Annotated in this window: 20 protein-coding genes; all 20 read left to right on the forward strand. The window is 68.3% G+C overall.

What is annotated here, in order from left to right; all coding sequences use genetic code 11:
• Position 1 precedes the first annotated feature (1 nt).
• The 20 genes from IPG05_09410 (at position 2) to IPG05_09505 (ending at position 20,581) form a co-directional block, all read left to right on the forward strand.
• Positions 2-562, forward strand: coding sequence for an NADH-quinone oxidoreductase subunit J (locus IPG05_09410; protein MBK6495306.1), 561 nt, complete (start codon positions 2-4; stop codon positions 560-562).
• Positions 562-858, forward strand: coding sequence for an NADH-quinone oxidoreductase subunit NuoK (nuoK, locus tag IPG05_09415; GenBank protein MBK6495307.1), 297 nt, complete (start codon positions 562-564; stop codon positions 856-858). The genes IPG05_09410 and nuoK overlap by 1 nt, the downstream gene beginning before the upstream one ends.
• Positions 859-861: 3 nt before the next feature.
• Positions 862-2,832 (forward strand): NADH-quinone oxidoreductase subunit L, encoded by a 1,971-nt coding sequence (nuoL, locus tag IPG05_09420; protein MBK6495308.1) that lies wholly within the window; start codon positions 862-864, stop codon positions 2,830-2,832.
• Positions 2,833-2,835: 3 nt separating this feature from the next.
• Positions 2,836-4,401 carry an NADH-quinone oxidoreductase subunit M gene (locus IPG05_09425; protein ID MBK6495309.1) on the forward strand — a complete coding sequence of 522 codons (1,566 nt, stop codon included), beginning with the start codon at positions 2,836-2,838 and terminating at the stop codon, positions 4,399-4,401.
• The gene (locus IPG05_09430) at positions 4,398-5,903 is read left to right on the forward strand and encodes an NADH-quinone oxidoreductase subunit N (GenBank protein MBK6495310.1); all 1,506 of its coding nucleotides are present in this window, start codon (positions 4,398-4,400) and stop codon (positions 5,901-5,903) included. Before IPG05_09425 ends, IPG05_09430 begins: the two co-directional genes overlap by 4 nt.
• A gap of 11 nt (positions 5,904-5,914) precedes the next feature.
• Positions 5,915-7,285 (forward strand): phosphomannomutase/phosphoglucomutase, encoded by a 1,371-nt coding sequence (locus IPG05_09435; GenBank protein MBK6495311.1) that lies wholly within the window; start codon positions 5,915-5,917, stop codon positions 7,283-7,285.
• Positions 7,286-7,289: 4 nt separating this feature from the next.
• The gene (locus IPG05_09440; protein MBK6495312.1) at positions 7,290-8,675 is read left to right on the forward strand and encodes a UPF0182 family protein; all 1,386 of its coding nucleotides are present in this window, start codon (positions 7,290-7,292) and stop codon (positions 8,673-8,675) included.
• Between the two features lie 16 nt (positions 8,676-8,691).
• The gene (locus IPG05_09445) at positions 8,692-9,678 is read left to right on the forward strand and encodes a UPF0182 family protein (protein MBK6495313.1); all 987 of its coding nucleotides are present in this window, start codon (positions 8,692-8,694) and stop codon (positions 9,676-9,678) included.
• A gap of 97 nt (positions 9,679-9,775) precedes the next feature.
• A complete protein-coding gene (gene sucC / locus IPG05_09450) occupies positions 9,776-10,915 on the forward strand; it encodes an ADP-forming succinate--CoA ligase subunit beta (protein MBK6495314.1) in 1,140 nt (379 codons plus the stop codon).
• On the forward strand, positions 10,912-11,784 hold the full coding sequence (gene sucD, locus IPG05_09455; protein MBK6495315.1) for a succinate--CoA ligase subunit alpha: 873 nt from the start codon (positions 10,912-10,914) through the stop codon (positions 11,782-11,784). The genes sucC and sucD overlap by 4 nt, the downstream gene beginning before the upstream one ends.
• Positions 11,785-11,884: 100 nt before the next feature.
• The gene (gene ndk, locus IPG05_09460; GenBank protein MBK6495316.1) at positions 11,885-12,319 is read left to right on the forward strand and encodes a nucleoside-diphosphate kinase; all 435 of its coding nucleotides are present in this window, start codon (positions 11,885-11,887) and stop codon (positions 12,317-12,319) included.
• A 37-nt stretch (positions 12,320-12,356) separates the two neighbouring features.
• The gene (locus IPG05_09465) at positions 12,357-12,830 is read left to right on the forward strand and encodes a DUF177 domain-containing protein (protein MBK6495317.1); all 474 of its coding nucleotides are present in this window, start codon (positions 12,357-12,359) and stop codon (positions 12,828-12,830) included.
• 7 nt (positions 12,831-12,837) lie between these two features.
• Positions 12,838-13,020 (forward strand): 50S ribosomal protein L32, encoded by a 183-nt coding sequence (gene rpmF / locus IPG05_09470; GenBank protein MBK6495318.1) that lies wholly within the window; start codon positions 12,838-12,840, stop codon positions 13,018-13,020.
• Positions 13,021-13,023: 3 nt separating this feature from the next.
• Entirely contained in the window at positions 13,024-14,037 is a 1,014-nt protein-coding gene (plsX, locus tag IPG05_09475; protein MBK6495319.1) for a phosphate acyltransferase PlsX, read from the forward strand.
• The gene (locus tag IPG05_09480) at positions 14,034-15,026 is read left to right on the forward strand and encodes a ketoacyl-ACP synthase III (protein MBK6495320.1); all 993 of its coding nucleotides are present in this window, start codon (positions 14,034-14,036) and stop codon (positions 15,024-15,026) included. The genes plsX and IPG05_09480 overlap by 4 nt, the downstream gene beginning before the upstream one ends.
• Complete coding sequence (gene fabD / locus IPG05_09485; protein ID MBK6495321.1) at positions 15,020-15,952, forward strand: ACP S-malonyltransferase; 933 nt, start codon at positions 15,020-15,022, stop codon at positions 15,950-15,952. Before IPG05_09480 ends, fabD begins: the two co-directional genes overlap by 7 nt.
• On the forward strand, positions 15,949-16,692 hold the full coding sequence (gene fabG / locus IPG05_09490) for a 3-oxoacyl-[acyl-carrier-protein] reductase (protein ID MBK6495322.1): 744 nt from the start codon (positions 15,949-15,951) through the stop codon (positions 16,690-16,692). The genes fabD and fabG overlap by 4 nt, the downstream gene beginning before the upstream one ends.
• 37 nt (positions 16,693-16,729) lie before the next feature.
• A complete protein-coding gene (locus IPG05_09495; protein MBK6495323.1) occupies positions 16,730-16,969 on the forward strand; it encodes an acyl carrier protein in 240 nt (79 codons plus the stop codon).
• A 1-nt stretch (position 16,970) separates the two neighbouring features.
• On the forward strand, positions 16,971-18,209 hold the full coding sequence (gene fabF / locus IPG05_09500; protein ID MBK6495324.1) for a beta-ketoacyl-ACP synthase II: 1,239 nt from the start codon (positions 16,971-16,973) through the stop codon (positions 18,207-18,209).
• A complete protein-coding gene (locus tag IPG05_09505) occupies positions 18,209-20,581 on the forward strand; it encodes a response regulator (protein ID MBK6495325.1) in 2,373 nt (790 codons plus the stop codon). The genes fabF and IPG05_09505 overlap by 1 nt, the downstream gene beginning before the upstream one ends.
• The last annotated feature ends 64 nt before the right edge of the window (positions 20,582-20,645 follow it).

A 20,645-nucleotide genomic window follows, 5' to 3' on the forward strand; every position in this document is an offset into this window, starting at 1 on the left:
GATGACCGCCGTGACGATCGTCTTCTGGATCTTCGCCGCCTGGGCCGTGGCCTCGGCCCTCCTCTGCATCACGCGCACCAACGCGGTGGCGTCGGCCCTCTGGCTGGTGTCGACGATGTTCGCGCTGGCGGGGATCTACGTCCTGCTCAACGCGGAGTTCATCGCGGCGATCCAGGTGCTGGTCTACGCCGGCGCGGTGATGGTGCTCTTCCTCTTCGTGATCATGCTGCTCAACATCGAGGCCGTCCCGCGCGAGTGGAAGCGTTGGCCGGCCTGGCTGGTGGCGGGCGGGATCACCGCGTTCATGGGGGCCGAACTGGTGCGGCTCAGGGCCTATTCGCCGGAGCGACTGGCCCGCGAGTTCTCCACGATGCCCGACTCGATGGCGGTGCCCGCCTATGTCTTCCCGTCGGCGGCCCAGGCGATGCCGGATCCGCGCGGGGTGGTCGGCCGGATCGCGGAGCCGCTCTTCCAGGGGTACCTGATTCCGTTCGAGATCACCTCGGTGCTGTTGCTGGCGGCCGTCATCGGCGCCGTCGTCCTCGCGAAGAAGAGGCTCTGATGCTGCTCGGTCCTTCCCTCGCCCTGTCGGCCATCCTCTTCGTGCTCGGCGTGGTGGGCGTGCTGATCCGCCGCAACGCCATCGTCGTCTTCATGTGCGTCGAGCTGATGCTCAACGCCGTGAACCTGGCGCTGGTGGCGCTGTCGCAGGTTCACGGCACCAGCGGGCAGATCATGGTCTTCTTCGTGATGACAGTGGCAGCGGCCGAGGCGGCCGTCGGCCTGGCCATCATTCTCGCGATCTTCCGGCATGTGCAGTCGGTCGATCTCCGGCAGTTCAACCTGCTCAAGGGCTGAGGCGTGACGCCATACATCTGGCTCGCCATCCTCCTGCCGTTGCTCGGCGCCGTCGCCAACGGCGTCATCGCGTTCAAGCGGCCGCAGGCGAAGGGGCTCGTCTCGCTGATCGGCGTCGGGGTGCTGCTCGGCGCGTTCGCGGTGGCACTGGCGGTCTTCCGCGAGTCGGCCGCGGGTGCCGGGGAACCGGTCAAGGTGATGCTCTGGCAGTGGATGCCAGTCTCCGACGCGCTGAGCATCGACCTCGCGCTGCAGGTGGATCGCCTCTCGGTGGTGCTCCTGCTGGTGATCACCGGGGTCGGCTCGCTGATCCACCTCTTCTCCGTCGGCTACATGCACGACGATCCGGGCTACGCGCGCTACTTCGCGTACCTGAATCTCTTCGTCGCGTTCATGCTGGTGCTGGTCCTCGGCGCGTCGCTCCCGGTCTCCTTCATCGGCTGGGAAGGCGTCGGGCTCTGCTCGTACCTCCTGATCGGCTTCTGGTTCGACATCGACGCGAATGCGGATGCCGGGAAGAAGGCCTTCCTTGCCAATCGCATCGGCGATTTCGGCGTGCTGATCGCGATGTTCATGCTCTGGTGGTATGTCGGGACGCTGGACTACGCCCAGCTGGCGCTGCGGGCGCCGGCGGTCCTCCCCTACGCCGGCACCATCGCCACCACGATCGCGCTCTTCCTTTTCCTCGGCTGCACCGGCAAGTCGGCGCAGATCCCGCTCTTCGTCTGGCTGCCGGACGCCATGGCCGGCCCGACGCCGGTCTCCGCGCTCATCCACGCGGCGACGATGGTCACCGCGGGCGTCTTCCTGGTGGTCCGCACGGGGGTGATCTTCGCGCTGGCCCCGGTGGCGCTCGAGGTGGTGGCGATCACCGGTGCGCTGACGGCCTTCTTTGCCGCGACGATCGGCCTCCGGCAGTACGACATCAAGAAGGTCCTGGCCTACTCGACCGTCTCCCAGCTGGGCTACATGTTCCTCGGGGTGGGGACCGGTGCCTTCTCGGCCGGCATCTTCCACCTGGTGACGCATGCCTTCTTCAAGGCGCTGCTCTTCCTCGGTGCCGGCAGCGTGATCCACAGCATGCACGCGGCGCAGCATCACGCGCACGCGCATGGCGACGCCCAGGACATGCGCAACATGGGCGGGCTGCGGAAGGCGATGCCGTGGACCTTCCTGCTGATGACGCTCGCGACGCTGGCGATCGCCGGCGTGCCACCGTTCTCGGGCTTCTTCTCGAAGGATGAGATTCTCACCGCCGCCTTCGTGCGCGGCGAGCACAATCCGGTCTACTTCGTCTCGTGGCTCCTTGGCCTCGCGGCGGCGCTGATGACGGCCTTCTACATGGCGCGCCTGATCGCGATGACCTTCCTCGGCAAGTTCCGCAGCGGCGACGGCGTCGAGGCCCATCTCCACGAAGCGCCGGCCATCATGACCGTGCCGCTCGCGGTCCTCGGCGTGCTGAGCGTCGCGGGCGGAATGCTCAACCTGCCGAGCTTTGTGGGTGGGTCCGCGGCGCTGGAGCACTGGCTCGAGCCGGTCACGGCAGGCGCGACCCAGCTCATGGATCCGCTCGTGCTCCCCCACGGCCACACCGAGCTGTACCTCATCGGCGGTGCCGTGCTGATCGCGCTGACGGGCCTCGCGCTCGGCGTGCGGCTCACCTTGGGGCAGGCGATTCCGCTTCCCGCGGCGCAGCCCGCGGAACGGGGGCTCTGGCGCCTGCTCAACGGCAAGTACTTCATCGACGAACTGTATGCCAAGCTCTTCGTCGGGCCGACGGTGTGGTTCTCCCGCACCGTGCTCTGGAAGGGCTTCGACCAGTTCCTGGTCGATCGCATGGGGGTTGGCGGGACGGCGCGACTGGCGCAGGGACTCGGCTGGCTCGGCTCGCGATTGCAGAACGGGCAGACCGCCCTGTACGTCACCCTCTTCGCGGCCGGGGTGGTCATCATCCTCCGCACCCTGGTGGGCTGACCGATGGCTGCCTTCCTCGCTGGCATCGGCTACGATCGCTGGATCCTGCACGTGCTGCTGGTGCTCCCGCTGGTCGGGATGCCCCTCGTGCTGCTCTTTCCGGTCAAGGCGGCGCGCTGGATCGCGCTCACCGTCGCCCTGCTCGAGTTCTTCCTCGGCATCGGCCTCTGGTGGGCCTTCGACCCCGCCAACGGGGGGATGCAGTTCGTCACCGACGTCCCCTGGCTCTCCGGCTACGGCATCGGCTATCGCGTCGGCATCGATGGCATCTCCGTCTTGATGGTGCTGCTCTCCGTCGTGATGATGCCGCTGGTGGTCTGGGGCAGCTGGCGGAGCATCGACCACAAGCAGCGCGGCTTCTACGCGCTCCTCCTCGCGATGAAGGCGGGGATGCTCGGCGTCTTCGTCTCGCTCGACCTCTTCCTCTTCTACACCTTCTGGGAACTGCTGCTGATCCCGATGTATTTCATGATCGGCATCTGGGGCAGCTCGAACCGGCTCTACGCGGCGACCAAGTTCGTCATCTACACCTTCGTCGGGTCGCTGCTCATGCTGGTGGCGATCCTGTGGATGGTCTTCCAGGTGGGGAAGGCGACGGGGACCTACTCGTTCGCCTACGCGCACCTGCTGGAGCACGCCGGCGTGATGGCCCCGTGGGGGGGCTGGCTGTTCGTGGCCTTCGCCGTGGCCTTCGCGGTGAAGGTGCCGCTCTTCCCGTTCCACACCTGGCTGCCGGATGCGCACACCGAGGCGCCAACCGCCGGCTCGGTCGACCTGGCCGTGATCCTGCTCAAGATGGGGACCTACGGCTTCCTCCGGTTCGCGATTCCGTTCGTCCCCGCCTTCGCGCTCTCGAAGACCACCGGGCTGGTCATGACGACGCTCGCCGTCGTCGGCATCGTGTACGCCGCGCTGGTGGCGATGGTGCAGCCCGACCTCAAGCGGTTGGTCGCGTATTCTTCCGTCTCCCACCTGGGCTTCGTCATGCTGGGGATCTGGGGGAGTACGGTCGAGAGCGTCCAGGGCGCCATGATGGTGATGGTCTCGCACGGCATCTCCACCGGTGCGCTCTTCTTCATCATCGGCATGCTCTACGAGCGTCGGCACACCCGGATGATTTCCGAGTTCGGCGGACTCGCGCGGGTGGCACCGTTGATGTCGCTCGCCTTCGTCATCACCGCCTTCTCCTCGATCGGATTGCCCGGATTGAACGGCTTCGTTGGCGAATTCCTGGTGCTGATCGGCTCGTTCGGGCGGTACCCGGTGCTCGTGGGTGTCGCGACGACCGCCGTGGTCTTCTCGGCGGCGTACATGCTCTGGGCCACCCAACGGGTCTTCTTCAACCGCTTCACCAACCCGGCCAATGAGGGCATCGGCGATCTCAACATGCGCGAGATCGCCGTGCTGACACCGCTCATTGCCGCCATGGTCTGGATCGGTCTCTATCCGGGCCCGCTCCTCCGACGCACCGAGAGCGCGGTCAAGCGCTACGTGGAAATGATTGAACCGTCGCTGCCGCCCGCGGAGCTCCCGGGGCCGGTCGGTATCCGCCCGGGAGGTCAGCGATGAGCACTCCGATCGATCTCTCGACCCCGGGCGGGGCCACGCTCGCCCTGCTCCCGGAGCTGCTGCTGACGGCGTGGGCGCTCGTGGTGCTGCTCGTCGTCGGCTGGCGCCATCGCACCGCGCAGGACATGCGACTCGTCGGCGTCCTTTCGCTGGGCGGCTACCTCCTGGCCGGTGCAGGCACCGCGTATCTGGCGGCGATCGGCGCGCACCCCGACGGCCTCGCGATGATGGTCGCGCTCGACGGCTTCCGCTTTGCCAGCGACGCGCTCCTGCTCGGCATCGGCTTCGCCATCACGATCATGTCGCTCCGTTGGCTCGAACGGCAGGGGATCCTCGCGCCGGAGTACTACGTCCTGCTGATGCTCGCGACGGTCGGGATGATGCTGCTCGCCGGCGCGGTGGACATGACGGTGCTGTTCCTCGGCCTCGAGGTGATGTCGATCTCGGTGTACGTCCTGGCCGGTTATGACCGGACTCGGCGGGCATCCGCCGAGGCGGCGCTCAAGTACTTCCTGATCGGCTCGTTCGCCTCGGGCTTCCTGTTGTATGGCATTGCCCTGACGTACGGCGCGACCGGGCAGTTCAACTTCGCGCTCATCGGCGCGCAACTGGCCAGCACGCCGCCGACACTGATGGCGAAGTTCGGGATGGGGCTGCTGCTCGTCGGCTTCGCGTTCAAGGTGGCGGCCGTCCCGTTCCACGCCTGGGCACCCGATGTGTACGAAGGCGCGCCGACCCCGGTGACCTCGTTCATGGCGAGCGGTGTCAAGGCGGCGGCCTTCCTGGCACTGGCCCGGCTCCTGGCCGAGGCCTTCCCGGCCTACGTGGAGCTGTGGCGACCGATTCTCGCCGGCCTGGCGATCGTGACGATCCTCATCGGCAACCTGGTCGCCCTGGCGCAGACCTCGTTGAAGCGGATGCTGGCCTACAGCGCCATCGCGCACGCCGGCTACCTCTTCCTCGCGCTCTATGCCAACAGCGACGAGGGGACCGCGTCGGTGATGGTCTACCTCATTGCGTATTCCATCACGACGGTGGCCGCCTTCGGCATCCTCGCCTCGATCGAGCGCGCCGGCGCCCGCACCGTGCAGTTGACCGACCTGGAAGGCCTCTACGCAGTGCGGCCCTTCGCGTCGCTCGGACTCTCGCTCTGCATGCTCTCGCTGCTGGGCTTTCCGGGAACGTTCGGCTTCATCGGCAAGTGGTTCCTGATCTCCGCCACGCTGCGCCAGGGTGAGGTGCTGCTCCCGGTTGTCGCCATGCTCGGCAGCGGTATCTCGATCGGCTATTACCTCCCGGTGGTGCTCTCGATGACGCTGAAGCCGACACGCACTCGGCAGGCCCACCAGAGCATTCGCTTCCCGTTGCCGGCGAAGGTGGCGGTGGCCGTCTGCATTGCTGCGATCGTGGTGCTGGGCGTCTGGCCGCAGCCGGTGCTGGACTTCGCGGGGCAGACGGCCGGGCAGCTGCGGGCCATCGCCACGCCCATCATGACGCGCTGAGCGAGCGACCGATGCTCTTTCCGCGCACGATCTTTCGCGAGTATGACGTCCGGGGCATCGTCGGCGATCAGCTGACCCCGGAGCTGGCCCACCACCTCGGGCGCGGTTTCGCCTCGGTGGTGACCGAACGCCTCGGCCGTCCGCCGGTACTGGTGGTGGGTCGGGACAATCGCCCCTCCGGCGATGCACTCGCTGCCGCGGTCCGTGATGGGATCGTCGCCGCCGGCGGGACCGCGATCGACGTCGGCACGTTGCCGACGCCGGCGCTCTACTTCGCGGTGCAGGCCCTCGCGACGGACGGCGGCGTGCAGGTCACCGGCTCGCACAATCCGCCAGAGTTCAACGGCTTCAAGATGGTGATCACCGGCGGCTCGATGCACGGCGAAGCGATCCAGCAACTGTGGGAACGGATTGCCGTCGAGCAGTATTCCACCGGGGCCGGCCACCACGCGAGCGACGCGTCGATCCTCGGGCGCTATCGCGAGGCGATCGTCTCGCGTCATGCCCTGGCGCGCCCGGTGAAGGCCGTGGTCGACTGCGGCAATGGCGCGGCGGCGTTGATCGCCATCTCCACCCTGCAGGCGCTCGGTGTCGACGTGGTCCCGCTCTTCGCGGAGAGCGACGGCACCTTCCCGAACCATCATCCCGATCCGACGGTCCTCGAGAATCTCGTCGACCTGCAGGAGGCGGTGCGCGCGCACGGTGCCGAGCTCGGCATCGCCTTCGATGGCGATGGTGATCGGATCGGCGCGGTCGATGAGTCGGCACGCCAGATCTGGGGCGATCAGTTGCTGGTGCTCTACGGCCGCGATGCCGTGCGGCGGTTCGGGCCGGGCGTGCCGGTGATCTTCGACGTGAAGTGCTCCGAGTCCCTGCCGGCGGCCCTGACGGCAGCCGGTGCACGGCCGGTCATGTGGAAGACCGGGCACTCGCTGATCAAGGCGAAGATGAAGGAAGAGGCGGCGCCACTCGCGGGCGAGATGAGCGGCCACATCTTCTTCGGTGGCGACTGGCTCGGCTTCGACGACGCGCTCTTCGCCGCTGCTCGACTCTGCGAGATTGTCTCCCGGGGCCCTGGCGGTCTTGCCGCGCTGCTGGCCGATCTGCCCGAGACATTCGCCACCCCCGAACTCCGCGTGGAGTGCAGCGACGAGACCAAGTTCGCGATCGTCGAGGCGGCCGCGGCGCACTTCGCGGCGCTGTATCCCGTGGTCACCATCGATGGCGTGCGGATCCGCTACCCTGACGGCTGGGGACTCGTCCGCGCCTCCAACACCCAGCCGATCCTGGTGCTCCGATTCGAGGGCACCTCGGCCGCGGCTCGCGACGCGCACCACGCCGAGATGACGGCCTGGCTCGCCACGCGGGGCATCGGGGCCTAGGCGCATGACGCCGCGCGCACGGCGGCTCCTCGCCGTGGGTGGGGCGGTGGTGGTGCTGCTCATTCTGGGCCGTCTGCTCGCCGTGCTGCTCACGGCGCGCTGGTGGGCGGCCGCGATTTCTGATGCGGCCGCCCAGGCCGTGTCCGAATGGATGCTGCTTGGCTGGATGCTGGAGCTCGCTGCCATCGCCGTCGCCGCCGCGTGGTTCATCGCGCACGCCCTCTGGGTGGTGCGCGGGATCGCGTCGGTCACGCTCGCGCAGCGGGTCGGGGAGGAGGAGATCCCCGTCGCGATCTCGCCCCGCGCGCTCACGCTCTGGGCCGTGGGGATGGGGTTGCTGCTCGGCGGCATGACGGGCACCGGTGCGCGCAGCTGGCGTGCACCGATTGCCTTGGCGTGGCAGGGGCTGCGCTTCGGCCGACCGGAACCGATCTCTGGCGCCGACCTCGGCACCTTCGTGGCGCAGCTTCCGGTGTGGGAGATCGGCTACGACTACTTCGTCACGCTGGTCGTTCTGGCGCTGGCGATGATCACGCTGCTCTACACCATCACGGGCGGCATCCGTCGACAGGGTGGGCAACTCGTCGTGCACCCGCACAGCCGATACCATCTCGGGGCGTTGATCACGTTGCTGGCGATCGCGGTCGGCGTGGGGGCAATGCTGCACCCCTGGCTCGCCGTGGCCGCCATGCAGGAGCCGCTGCCGATGGTGGTGCTGAGCGTGCGCGAGCTCGCCTCGCAGGCGCTCATGGGTGCGGCCATCGCGGTGGCAGTCATGTCGGCGACCTGGGCGCTCCGCGGCCGCACCTCCTTGCTCCTCGCCGGCTGGATCGTGCTCGGCGCGGCGATGGCCGTCGAACGATGGCTGGTACCGGCCATGAGCGAGCCGACCGCGCCGGTCGCGACCGCCGACGCCGAGATCCGTGCTGCCACCGCCGACGCGTGGGGGCTCAACCCGGTCGCCGCGACGGCTGCCCCGGACACGTTGCCACCGGTGACGGGCCGATGGGACCAGACCTCGCTTCGGCGACTGGTCGACGGGCAAGGCGCGACCTTGTTGGTGGCCACGCCCGGGCGCGAACTGCACGGTGACACGGTGTCCGCAGTGTGGCACTTGGCCATCGCGAGGAGCGCACGCGGCCCCGCGTTCGAAGCGATCACGGTGCGCGATGCCCGCGCCCCGCTCCAGGACAGCAGCAGTATCGTCACGCGGATCGGACTGGATCGTGTACGCGTCCGACCGGGCGCGCCCGAGTGGCAGGCCACGGCCACCGGCGTCTCGACCAGCGGCGTCTTCCGGCGCGTCATGCTCGCCTGGGGGCCGTCAGGCCGGTGGTCTCCTGCGGCCGTCGCCCTCGGGAAGTGTCGATTGGTTGCTCGACCCGAGTGATCGTGCGGCGGCGCTGATGCCGATGGTTTCGTGGCTGCCGGGCGAGCTGGTGATCGTGGAGGGCCGTGCCGTCTGGGTGGTGCAGGGCGTGATTCCCCTGAGCGAATACCCCCTGGCGACCCACGGTCGTTGGGGCGGCCGTGACGTGGCCGGGGTCAAGCCCGGATTCGTCGCCCTCATGGAGCCGGAGTCGGGCTCGGTGCGGGTCTATCTCGATCCCGCGGCCGACGCGCTCGCCAAGGCATGGGCCACCATCCTCGGGCCGCTGGTCGAGTCGAGTCCCCTGCCGCCGGCGATCGTCGCGGAGTTGCACTATCCGCGGCTGCTGATCGAGGCGCAGTTGCGCATCCTGGAAGGTCCGGCGTGGCATTTCGGGAAGCGGCCCGGGCGGCGCGAGGCCGATGGCCCGCCGGAGTCCCCGGTGCCTGTCTGGTCGGTTCGGGATGGGCCGGGGTGGCAGAGCGTCATGGAGGACCCCGCGCGGCAGGCGCTGGCGACCATCCTGACGGCCTCGCGACGGGCCGGGATCATGCGGCTCGAGGTCGTTCGGCAGGAAGGGCAGGGCGCGGAGAACGCTCGGGAGGCCGAACGCCGCTGGAATCGGTTGCCCATCCTCTCCCGGTGGCGTGACTCGGCCCGCGCCGCCCGGGACTCGATCATCCCCGGCACGGTGCGCTGGTATCCGGGACCGGCGGGCCTGATGGCCTGGCAACCGATCATCGCGGTCAATCGGTTCGGGAGGGTGACCGCCCTCGCCGTGGCGGCCTCCGTGGGGGAGCGGGCGACGGCGGCCCGTGATCCGGAATCGGCGTGGGCCGAGCTCCTCGGCGACCCGACCGCTCCAAAGCCCCCCGAATCCGCCGTTGCCGAGGCGGAGCGGTGGCTCAAGGCCCGGGAATGGATGGCGCGGGCCGATTCCGCCCTGGCGCGGGGCGACCTGACCGCCTTCGGCCGGGCCTTCGAGGCGTTGCGAAAGCTGCTGGCGGAGGAGCCGCCGAAGTAGCGGGACCAAGTGGCGATGCGGCCCCCGCGCGGCTATTTTCGGGGGCTTTGCTCGGATTTTTCGTGGTTGAGGCTCGAGACACACTCCCGAGGTGTACGTGAACCTTCATGAATATCAGGCCCGCGACCTCCTCAAGGTCGCCGGGATTCCCATGTTCGACGGCGACGTCGCCTCCACGCCGACCGAGGCCGAGGCGATTGCCCGGCGTCTGGGTGGCACGGTGGTCGTCAAGGCGCAGGTCCACGTCGGCGGCCGCGGCAAGGCCGGCGGCGTCAAGCTGGCGCGCAATCCGGCCGAGGCGCTTGAGTGCGCCTCGCAGATCCTCGGCATGACGATCAAGGGCCTCGTGGTCAACAAGGTCCTCGTCGTTCCGGCCGCCGAGATCGCGACCGAGAGCTACGTTGGCCTCATCCTCGACCGCGCCTCGCAGAAGCCGGTCTTCATGGTGTCGGACGCCGGTGGCGTCGACATCGAGGAAGTCGCGGCCAAGACGCCCGAGAAGATCACCAAGCTTGCGGTCGACCCGCGCTACGGGCTGCTGCCGCATCAGGCGCTGCAGCTGGCGTTGGCGCTCTACCGCGACTGGAACCACGTCAAGGCTGCCACGAAGATCATGACCCAGCTGTACCAGGTGTTCATGGCGAATGGCTGCTCGCTGGCCGAGATCAACCCGCTGGTGACGACGCCCGACGGCAAGGTCCTCGCGCTCGACGCGAAGATCATCATCGACGACAACGAACTCGATCGTCGCCCCGACCTCGCGGTGCTCCGTGACGAGTCGGCCGAGGAGCCGAGCGAAGTGCAGGCGCGCCGGGCCAACCTGACCTTCATCAAGCTCGACGGCAACGTCGGCTGCGTGGTGAATGGCGCCGGGCTGGCGATGGCGACGATGGACCTGGTCAAGTACTACGGCGGCGAACCGGCCAACTTCCTGGACATCGGCGGCTCGTCGAATCCGGAGAAGGTCGTCAACGCCCTGAAGATCATCACCTCCGACCCGAGCGTGAAGGTCATCCTGTTCAACATCTTCGGCGGCATCACGCGCACCGACGATGTGGCCAACGGGATCGTGGCTGCGACCAAGCAGTTCGAGGTGAAGGTGCCGATCGTCATCCGGCTCACGGGAACCAACGAGGCCGAGGCCTTCAAGATCCTCGAGAGCGTCGGGATGGTGGCGATGAATGACATGGACGCGGCGGTCTCGAAGGCCGTGGCGCTTGCCAAGGAGGCCGCGTGAGCATCTGGATCAACAAGGACACGCGCCTGGTGGTGCAGGGCATCACGGGCCGTGAAGGGTCGTTCCACGCTCGCCAGATGGTCGAGTACGGCACCAACGTCGTCGCCGGTGTCACGCCGGGGAAGGGCGGCCAGACCTTCGAGAGCAAGGTGCCGGTATTCAACACCGTCGCCGAGGCCGTCAAGGCCACGGGCGCCAACTGCTCGGTGATCTACGTCCCGCCCGCGATGGCGGCCGGCGCGATGATGGAAGCGGCCGACGCCGGGATCCCGGTCGTCGTCTGCATCACCGAAGGCGTCCCGGTCCTCGACATGACCACCGTCATGCCGTACCTGGCCGAGCGGAACATCCGTCTCATCGGCCCGAACTGCCCTGGCATGATCACCCCGGGTGAGGCCAAGGTCGGCATCATCCCCGGCTCGATCTGCACCCCGGGTCCGATCGGCCTGGTCTCGCGCTCCGGCACGCTGACCTACGAGATCGTCCACCACCTGACCAAGGCTGGCCTCGGCCAGAGCACCTGCGTCGGGATCGGCGGCGACCCGATCGTCGGGACCAACTTCATCGACGTCCTGGCCGCCTTCAATGCCGACCCGAAGACCGAGGCCATCGTCATGATGGGCGAGATCGGCGGCACGGCGGAGCAGGAAGCGGCGGACTACATCAAGGCCAACGTCAAGAAGCCGGTTGTCGGCTTCGTGGCCGGAGCGACGGCGCCTCCGGGCCGCCGGATGGGGCACGCCGGCGCGATCATCTCCGGCGCCAGCGGCACGGCGGAGGAGAAGTTTGCGGCCTTTGAAGCGGCCGGGATGGGGATCATGCGGCGACCGGTGGATGTGGTCGAACTGCTGAAGGGGAAGCTCAAGTAATACATGAGGTCTTAGGTCATAAGTCATAGGTCGTAAGACACCTACAACTTATGACCTATGACCTACGACATACGACTTACGACCTTGTGGAGCTACACCGATGGCTGGAAAGTTGACGTTCGCCATGCTCAAGCCCGACGCCGTCGCCGCTGGTAACGCCGGCGCAATCCTGGCTCATGTGGAAAAGTCTGGTTTTGCCATCAAGGCAATGCGGATGCTTCGCCTGACTCGGGTCGAGGCCGAGGCGTTCTACGCGGTCCACCGGGAGCGCGGCTTCTATGGCGAGCTGGTCGAGTTCATGAGCTCGGGGCCGGTGGTGGCGATGGCGCTGGAAGCGCCGGATGCCGTCCTGGCGTGGCGGACGGCGATCGGGGCGACCGATCCGGCCGAAGCGGCGGACGGGACCATCCGGAAGCTCTTTGCCGAGTCGAAGGGGAAGAACGCGGTCCACGGCTCGGACAGCGACGAGAACGCCGCCCGTGAGATCGCTTTCTTCTTTCCCGAGCGTGAGTTAGCTCTCCTCGGGGTGGTCTGACCGGGTTGACCGCGGGGCGTCTCGTCTGCTAGCTTTGATGGCTATGCTTTCGTTCGATCTTCGCCAATTGCAGGACGGACCGGTCGCCACCGAGGCGACGGTCCCGGCGGACCATCCGCTGTTCGAGGGGCTGACCCTCGACCTGGTGGCTCCGGTGGAGGTTGGGGGTCGGTTGCAGGGGACGGCCGGTGATGACGTGCTCTGGCACGGGCATCTGACGGCGCGGGTGGCGGGAGAATGCCGCCGTTGCCTGGAGCCGCTCGTCCAACTGCTCGACGAAGCGGTCGAGGTGGTCTTCTCGGCGAACGAAGAACTGCTCGAGGATCCCAGTGTCTATCCGCTGGCGGTCTCGTCGAGCGAGGTGGATTTGGGGCAGGCGGTGCGTGAGGAGCTGGTGTTGCGGGTGCAGCCCTTTCCCCTCTGTCGCCCTGAGTGTGCAGGACTCTGTCTCACCTGTGGGGCAGATTTGAACGCCGGTCCGTGCGCGTGCACGGCTGGCACGACCAACTGAGGCACCGATGGCTGTTCCGAAGCGGAAACTCTCGAAGTCGCGCAAGCGCTTGCGCCGTGGGCACCACACCGGTGCTGGCATGGCGACGCAGCCCTGTTCGCGTTGCAGCGCGCCCAAGCTCTCGCACCGGGTCTGCCCGTCCTGCGGGTACTACGCGGGCAAGAAGCGCGTTGAGGTCGAGGACAACTAGGCCGTGATTCGCGTCGCGCTCGACGCGATGGGGGGCGACCATGCGCCGGCCACCGAAGTGGCCGGCGCGGCGCTTGCCCTCCGCGAGTTGCCGCCGGAATTCTCGCTTCTCCTCGTCGGCCAGCCCGACGCGGTCGAGGCAGAACTGGCGCGCTATCCCGATCTCGACCGGAGCCGCCTCACGGTGGTTCCGGCCGCCGAGGTCGTGGGCATGGCCGAAAAGCCGCTGGCCGCCGTGCGCAAGAAGCCCAATTCGTCCCTGGTGATCGGCCTCGGGCTGCACCGTGACGGCGCCGCCGATGCCTTCGTCTCGGCGGGCAACACCGGCGCCCTGCTCGCCGGTGGCACCATCCTCCTCGGACTCCACGACGGCGTGGATCGCGCGACCGTCGCCTCGTCATTCCCGGCGCCGGACGGCTACGTCCTCGTCCTCGATGCCGGCGCGAATGTCGATTGCACCGCCAAGGAACTCCTCAACTTCGCCTACCTCGGGTCGATCTATGCGCGGGACGTCATGGGACGTCCCGAGCCGAAGGTCGGCCTGCTGAATGTCGGCGAAGAGGATGAGAAGGGGAACGCGATCGTTCGGGAGGCGCATGCCGCGCTCCGTTCCCACCCGCGCATCAACTACGTCGGCAACATCGAGGGCCGCGACGTCGTCGTCGGCCATCCGAAGCACGGCCGCATCGATGTCGTGGTCTGCGACGGTTTCGTCGGCAACATCCTGCTGAAATTCTACGAGTCGATGGGGAAGGTGCTGGGCCGCGTGCTGAAGGCGGAAAGCCCCGGGCTGCTGCAGTCGCCCGAGATGGCGCCGCTGATGCGCTTCCTCGATTACTCGGAAGTTGGCGGCGCACCGCTCCTCGGCGTGAAGGGAGTGCAGATCATCTGCCACGGCTCGTCGACCCCGATCGCCATCAAGAATGCCATCCGCTATGCCGTGAATTCGGTGCGGGTCGGCCTGAGCGACCACATCGCCACTGAACTGTCGCTGCGCGACGCCCCGGTGGCCGAATGATCACGCGCCCCATCGCGGCGATCATCGGCGTCGGTGCCGCGGCCCCGAGTCGGGTGGTGACCAATGCCGACCTCGAGAAGACGCTCGACACCTCCGACGCCTGGATCACCGAGCGCACCGGCATCCGGCAGCGCCACATCGCCGAGCGCTTCGAGACGCTGACCAGTTACTCCCTGGTTGCCGCCCAGCAGGCGCTCGCCATGGCGGGTCTCACGGCGGCGGATCTCGACGGGATCGTCTTCGCGACGGTCTCTCCGGATCATCGCCTGCCGTCGGCCGCCTGTGACCTGCAGGCCGCGCTGGGCATCGAAGGGTGCTGGGCGGTGGATGTCGTGGCCGCATGCCCGGGGTGGGTCTACGGGCTGACCATCGCCGAGGGCCTGATGGCGACCGGCCACGGCGACACGATTCTCGTGGTTGGCGCCGAGAAGCTCTCCAGCATCGTCGACCCCGAAGACCGCGGCACCGCGATCCTCTTCGGCGACGGCGCCGGTGCCGGGATCGTGCAGCGGGTGCAGGGCGGGGAACGCGGCATTCTCTCGGCCTACCTGGGCGCCGATGGCAAGCTGGCCGATCTGCTGCACATCCCCGGTGGTGGCGCCGCCGATCCGCTCACCGAAGAGCTGGTGCGCGAGAAGCGCCACCTGATCAAGATGGCGGGCCGCGAGGTCTTCAAGGCCGCGGTTCTGGCGATGAGCCGCTCCACCGACGAGGCGATCCGCCAGGCCGGGATGACCGCCGACGACATCGACCTCCTGATTCCGCATCAGGCGAACCTCCGCATCATCGAGGCGACCGCCAAGCATGCCGGCATTCCGATGGAGAAGGTGTTCGTCAACCTCGATCGCTATGGCAACACCTCGTCGGCGAGCATCCCGCTCGCGGTGACGCAGGCTGTACTCGAAGGCCGCCTGAAGCCGGGGATGGTCGTGATGCTCGTCGCCTTCGGCGCCGGCTTCACCTGGGGCAGCGTGGTGGTGCGGTGGTAACCGTCCTCCTGTTCCCCGGGCAGGGGTCGCAGAAGGTCGGGATGACGCGTGACCTGGCCGAGGCGTTTCCGGCTGCGCGCGATGTGCTGCAGCGGATCGACGACGAACTCTCGACGCCGCTGAGCACGTTGATGTGGGAGGGCCCCGAGGTCGACCTCACGCTCACGCACAATGCGCAGCCCGCGATCCTCGCCCATTCGGCGGCGGTGCTGGCGGTGCTCGGTGACAAGCTCGGCCCCGTCGCGGCGGCGGCTGGGCACTCGCTGGGCGAGTACAGCGCCTGGGTCGCCGCTGGCGCCCTCGAGGCGACCGACGCCGCCGTGCTGGTGCGCCGACGGGGCGCGCTGATGTACGAGGCGGGCCGGGCACGTCCCGGCGCGATGGCGGCGGTGCTCGGGCTCGACACGGCCATCGTCGAGCGCTGCTGTGCCGAGGCGAGTGCCGCGGGCGGTGGCGTGGTCGTCGCCGCCAACCAGAATGCACCGGATCAGACGGTCATCTCCGGCGATCCGTCGGCGGTCGAGCGTGGTGGCGAGGCGTGCAAGGCCGCCGGGGCCAAGCGGGTGCTGCCGCTCAAGGTCAGTGGGGCGTTTCACTCGCCGCTGATGGAGAGCGCCGTGCGCGGGCTTCGCGATGCGCTCGACGTCGCCCCCTTCCGGACGCCCGCCTTCCCGGTCTGCGCCAACGCCACGGCCGAGCTGGTGGACGATCGCGACGACGCCATCCGGCTGCTCGGTGATCAGTTGACCGCCCCGGTGCGCTGGGTCGCCTCGATGCAGCGGATCGCGCGGGAGTACCCCGACGCACGCTGGCTCGAGATCGGCCCGGGCAGTGTGCTCACCGGCCTCCTCAAGCGCATCGTCCCCGAGGCGTCCTGCACGCCGCTCGGGACCGCTGCCGACCTCGAGACCTTCCTCGCCTCATGACCCTCCAGCTTGATCTCACCGGGCGCATTGCGTTCGTGACCGGCAGCACCCGCGGCATCGGCCGTGCGATCGCCGAGACGCTGCACGCCGCTGGCGCCCAGGTGGCGGTCGTCGGTCGGTCGGCGGCGAACGCGGCCGAGGTCGCGGCGGCCATCGGCCCGCGTGCCCGCGGCTTCGCCTGCGACGTCACCCAGCCGGATTCCATCCGGGCCGCGATCACCGCCTGCGAGGCGGAACTCGGTCCGATCGACATCCTGGTCAACAACGCCGGCCTGACGCGCGACAACCTCCTCATCCGCCTCGGCCAGGCCGACTGGGATGAGGTGCTCGCCGCGAACCTGACGGGGGCGTTCGTCGCCACACAGGCGGTGATCAAAGGGATGATGAAGCGCCGCTTCGGGCGGGTCATCAACATCGCCTCGGTGGTCGGCGTGACCGGCAACGCCGGGCAGGCCAATTACGCGGCCAGCAAGGCGGGGCTGATCGGTTTTTCGAAGTCGGTGGCGAAGGAGTACGCGGCCCGGGGCGTCCTGGTGAACTGCATCGCGCCGGGGTTCATCGAGACGGACATGACGGCCTCCTTGCCGGAGACGGCCCGGGCGGCATTATTGGAGTCCATCCCGTTGGGTCGCCTCGGCGCCCCGGCGGACATCGCGGGAACCGTCGCGTTCCTTGCGTCGGAAATGGGGGCCTACATCACCGGGCAGGTCCTGGTGGTCGACGGCGGCATGATCGGCTGAGCTGGTTCATCGTTCACACAACGCACAGAGGCATCACATGAGTGACGTGGCGGAGAAGGTCAAGGACATCATTGTCGAGGAACTGGGTGTCGAGCGCGAGAAGCTCTCCCCGGAGGCCTCGTTCATGGAGGATCTCGGCGCCGACTCCCTGGATACCGTCGAGCTGGTGATGGCCTTCGAGAAGGAATTCGACATCGACATCCCGGACGAGGACGCGGAGAAGCTGCGGACCGTGGGAGATGCGCTGAAGTACCTGAACGACAAGCTGGGGAAGTGATTTGACGCGCCGCGTCGTGGTGACGGGACTCGGCCTGGTGACCCCGGTGGGGCTCACCGTGGACGAGTCCTGGACGAACCTGCTCGCGGGGGTCTCCGGCGCGGCGCCGATCACGAAGTTCGATCCCGTCCGGTCGTCGGTGCGCTTCGCGTGCGAGGTGAAGGGGTTCGATCCGCTCCCCTACATCGACAAGAAGGAAGCACGGCGCTACGACCTCTTCGCGCAGTACGGCCTGGCCGCCGCCCATCAGGCGATGGTGCAGGCCGGACTCGCGGAGCCGGGCACCATCAACGCCGCCAGGGCTGGCTGCATCATCGGGGCCGGCATCGGCGGCATGCAGACCTTCACCGACAACGTCGAGGCCTACCTCACCAAGGGGCCCGACCGTGTCTCGCCGTTCTTCGTCCCGATGTTCATTCCAGACATCGCGGCAGGATTGGCGTCCATTCGCTACAACCTCCGCGGCCCCAACTTCGCCACCGTCTCGGCCTGCGCCTCGGGCGCGCACGCCATCGGGACCTCGTGGCAGTTGATCAAGGGCGGCATTTCCGACGTGATGCTGGCCGGCGGCTGCGAGGCCGCGATCACCGGCCTCACGGTGGCGGCCTTCGGCAACATGAAGGCGCTGTCCACCCGGAACGATGAACCAACCCGGGCGTCGCGTCCGTTCGATCGCGGACGCGACGGCTTCGTCCTCGCCGACGGCGCCGGCATGATGGTGCTCGAGGAGTACGAGCACGCCAAGGCCCGTGGCGCGACGATCCTCGGCGAGGTCATCGGCTACGGCGCATCGGGCGACGCGTACCACATCACCTCGCCCCCGTCGGATGGCCATGGCGCGATGCAGGCGATGCAGATGTGCCTCGAGAGCGGCAACATTTCGCTCGACGAGGTCGACTACATCAACGCGCACGGCACCTCGACGCCTCAGGGCGACATCGCCGAGACCAACGCGGTCAAGGCGGTCTTCGGCGACCGGGCCAAGCAGCTCATCTTTGCCTCGACCAAGTCAATGACCGGACACGCGCTGGGCGCGGCCGGGGCGATTGAAGCCGTCGTGTCCCTGCTGGTGGCTCGCACCGGAGAAGTCCCGCCGACCATCAACAACGATGATCCCGATCCCGAGTGCGATCTGGATTGTGTGCCGAACGTCAAGCGGAGTCAGCCCGTGCGCGTGGCCCTCTCCAACTCCTTCGGCTTCGGCGGCCACAACGTGACGTTGGCGGTCCGAGCTCTCTGATGACGACCCCGGTCATGCCGACCACTCAGCCCCCCCGCGGCGAACGCCGGCGGGGGGGCGTCGGTTTTTCGGCCTGGACGACGGCCCTGCTGGTGCTCCTCGGCACCGGAGGGATCGCGGTGGTCGCGGATCAGTGGTACGCCGGAGTGCGCAGCGAGCTGCTGCGGGAGTCGGTGCGCAACGAAGTGGTGCCGACCGCCACGGCGCTCGAAACGTCCCTGCGCGGTCGGATGGCGCTGCTGCATGGGCTCTCGTCCTTCCTCGAAATTCATTGGGCGAAGCCCGATCGCGCGAAGGAGTTCGACCGCTTCGCGGAGGACATTCTCCGGGATGTGCCCAGCGTGCTCGCGGTGCAATTCGTCGCTCCCGACGGGATCATCACCCACATCTGGCCGCAGGCGGGCAATGAGCAGGCGGTCGGCCGGAATCTGTTGCGTGATGCCCGACCCGGCACGGTCGCCGACTTCCAGCGAGCGCTGACCGAGCCGGGAATCGTCGTGTCCGGCCCCACCGAGCTGTATCAGGGCGGAGCCGGACTCGTCGGGCGACTCGCCGCGCGCGGCCCCGATGACTCGGTCATCGCCGTGGCCGCCGTGGTGGTGCGACTGGCACCGATCGCCGTAGAGGCGGGGCTCGAGAACCTTCCCAATATCCGGAGCGCGCTCGTCGACGAACGCGGCGCGCTGATCGTCGGTGATTCGACAGTGGTCGGGGCAAACGGTCGGGCCATCCGCGCATCGGTCACCTTCGCGGGGCGGCAGTGGCAACTGTTGGCGATGCCGACTGACGGCTGGGCCGTGACGATCCGGGAGCGCGTCTTTCCGATGCGCACGGCCCTGGCGGCCCTCGTGCTCCTCGCCGCCGGGTTGGCACTCGTCCTGGTGGGGCGTCGCGACGCACGCGCCGAAGCGGCGCGGCTTCGGGGCGAGGAGAAGTTCTCCCGGCTCTTCTCGCTCACGCCGGACGGCGTGGCACTCACGCGCTTTGCCGATGGGGTGTTGCTCGAGGTCAACGAGGGCTTCGTCGAGTTGACCGGGCGCAGTCGGGACGAGGTGCTCGGGCGATCGGCCGTGGAGCTGAAGCTCTGGCCGACGCCGGCCGACCGCGAGGCGATGGTGCGCGCGATCTCGCGGGACGGTACGCTGACGGACTTCGCCGTCGCGCTGGTGCGTCCCGATGGCGCGGTCCGCGAGACGCGACTGGCGGGCCGACTCGTCGACATCGACGGGATGCGCTGCGTGCTGATGATCATCCGCGACGTGACCGAGCAGCGGAAGCTCGAGCGGCGGCTGACCGAGGCGGCACGGCTCGAGTCGATCGGGCGGCTGGCTGGTGGGATCGCGCACGACTTCAACAATCTGATCACCGCGATCTCCGGCTATGGCCACCTGCTCGAGGCGCGGGTCGCCGATCAACCCGAAGCGTTGGCCGACGTGCAGGAGATCGTCCGCTCCTCGGCGCGGGCGGCGGACCTCACCTCGCAGTTGCTGGCGTTCGCGCGTCGGCAGGTGGTGCAGCCGCGCGTGGTCGACGTCAACGCGTTGATCCTCGACGCGAATCGCCGGTTGCGCCAGCTGGTGGGCGACGGTGTCGCGCTCAGCATTCGGCTCTCCCCGGACCCGGCCCCCATCCTGATCGACCCCACGCAGGGCGACCAGCTGCTGACCAATCTCGCGGTCAATGCGCGCGACGCGATGCCCGAAGGCGGCACGCTCACCATCCAGGCATTGGCGGTCCGCGATGAGGTGCACCTGACCTTCCGCGACACCGGCCAGGGCATCGCCCCGGAAGTGCTGGCGCACCTCTTCGAGCCGTTCTTCACGACGAAGCCGGCGGGGCAGGGCACCGGTCTCGGCTTGGCGACCTGTTACGGCATCATGGAGCAGGCGGGCGGGCGGATCGAGGTGCAGTCGACCGTCGGTGAGGGGGCGTTGTTCCGGCTGGTCTTCCCGCGGGCCTCGGCAGAGGTCGAGGCGGCGGCGAGTGCGGCGGCGGTCGAGAAGAAGGCCGCGGGTGGCGCAACGGTGCTGGTGGCAGAAGACGAGGCGCAGGTCCGCAAGCTGGTCGACCGGGTGTTGACGCAGCTCGGCTACGTGGTCCTCAGCGCGGCGAGCGGGGCCGAGGCGCTCGCGCTGGACGCAAACCATGGCGGCACGATCGACATGTTGCTCACCGACATGGTGATGCCGGGAATGGGCGGCGGCGAGCTGTCGCGCCGGATCCGCGAGCGGCATCCGCAGATGAAGGTGCTGCTGATGTCGGGCTACAGCGAGGAGCTGGTGGCGGCCGAGCACGGCGACGTGCCGTTCCTGCCGAAGCCGTTCACGCCGGAAGAGTTGTCGACGAAGGTGCGGGAGGTGTTGGGAGGGTAGGGCCGTGCTTCGCCGCGTGGGCGCGCAGCGCCAGCGCGAGCACGAGCCGTTGATGGTCGCTGAG

Source organism: Gemmatimonadota bacterium (assembly GCA_016704275.1).
Lineage (GTDB): Bacteria > Gemmatimonadota > Gemmatimonadetes > Gemmatimonadales > GWC2-71-9 > Palsa-1233.

What these genes read in the sequence shown, in the direction of transcription:
- IPG05_09480 (MBK6495320.1), top strand. Translation starts at nt 14,034, where the DNA reads ATGATCACGCGCCCCATCGCGGCGATCATCGGCGTCGGTGCCGCGGCC.
- IPG05_09445 (MBK6495313.1), top strand. Translation starts at nt 8,692, where the DNA reads ATGCCGATGGTTTCGTGGCTGCCGGGCGAGCTGGTGATCGTGGAGGGC.
- IPG05_09430 (MBK6495310.1), top strand. Translation starts at nt 4,398, where the DNA reads ATGAGCACTCCGATCGATCTCTCGACCCCGGGCGGGGCCACGCTCGCC.
- IPG05_09440 (MBK6495312.1), top strand. Translation starts at nt 7,290, where the DNA reads ATGACGCCGCGCGCACGGCGGCTCCTCGCCGTGGGTGGGGCGGTGGTG.
- IPG05_09425 (MBK6495309.1), top strand. Translation starts at nt 2,836, where the DNA reads ATGGCTGCCTTCCTCGCTGGCATCGGCTACGATCGCTGGATCCTGCAC.
- IPG05_09435 (MBK6495311.1), top strand. Translation starts at nt 5,915, where the DNA reads ATGCTCTTTCCGCGCACGATCTTTCGCGAGTATGACGTCCGGGGCATC.
- rpmF (MBK6495318.1), top strand. Translation starts at nt 12,838, where the DNA reads ATGGCTGTTCCGAAGCGGAAACTCTCGAAGTCGCGCAAGCGCTTGCGC.
- nuoK (MBK6495307.1), top strand. Translation starts at nt 562, where the DNA reads ATGCTGCTCGGTCCTTCCCTCGCCCTGTCGGCCATCCTCTTCGTGCTC.
- IPG05_09465 (MBK6495317.1), top strand. Translation starts at nt 12,357, where the DNA reads ATGGCTATGCTTTCGTTCGATCTTCGCCAATTGCAGGACGGACCGGTC.
- IPG05_09495 (MBK6495323.1), top strand. Translation starts at nt 16,730, where the DNA reads ATGAGTGACGTGGCGGAGAAGGTCAAGGACATCATTGTCGAGGAACTG.
- fabG (MBK6495322.1), top strand. Translation starts at nt 15,949, where the DNA reads ATGACCCTCCAGCTTGATCTCACCGGGCGCATTGCGTTCGTGACCGGC.
- IPG05_09410 (MBK6495306.1), top strand. Translation starts at nt 2, where the DNA reads ATGACCGCCGTGACGATCGTCTTCTGGATCTTCGCCGCCTGGGCCGTG.
- ndk (MBK6495316.1), top strand. Translation starts at nt 11,885, where the DNA reads ATGGCTGGAAAGTTGACGTTCGCCATGCTCAAGCCCGACGCCGTCGCC.
- IPG05_09505 (MBK6495325.1), top strand. Translation starts at nt 18,209, where the DNA reads ATGACGACCCCGGTCATGCCGACCACTCAGCCCCCCCGCGGCGAACGC.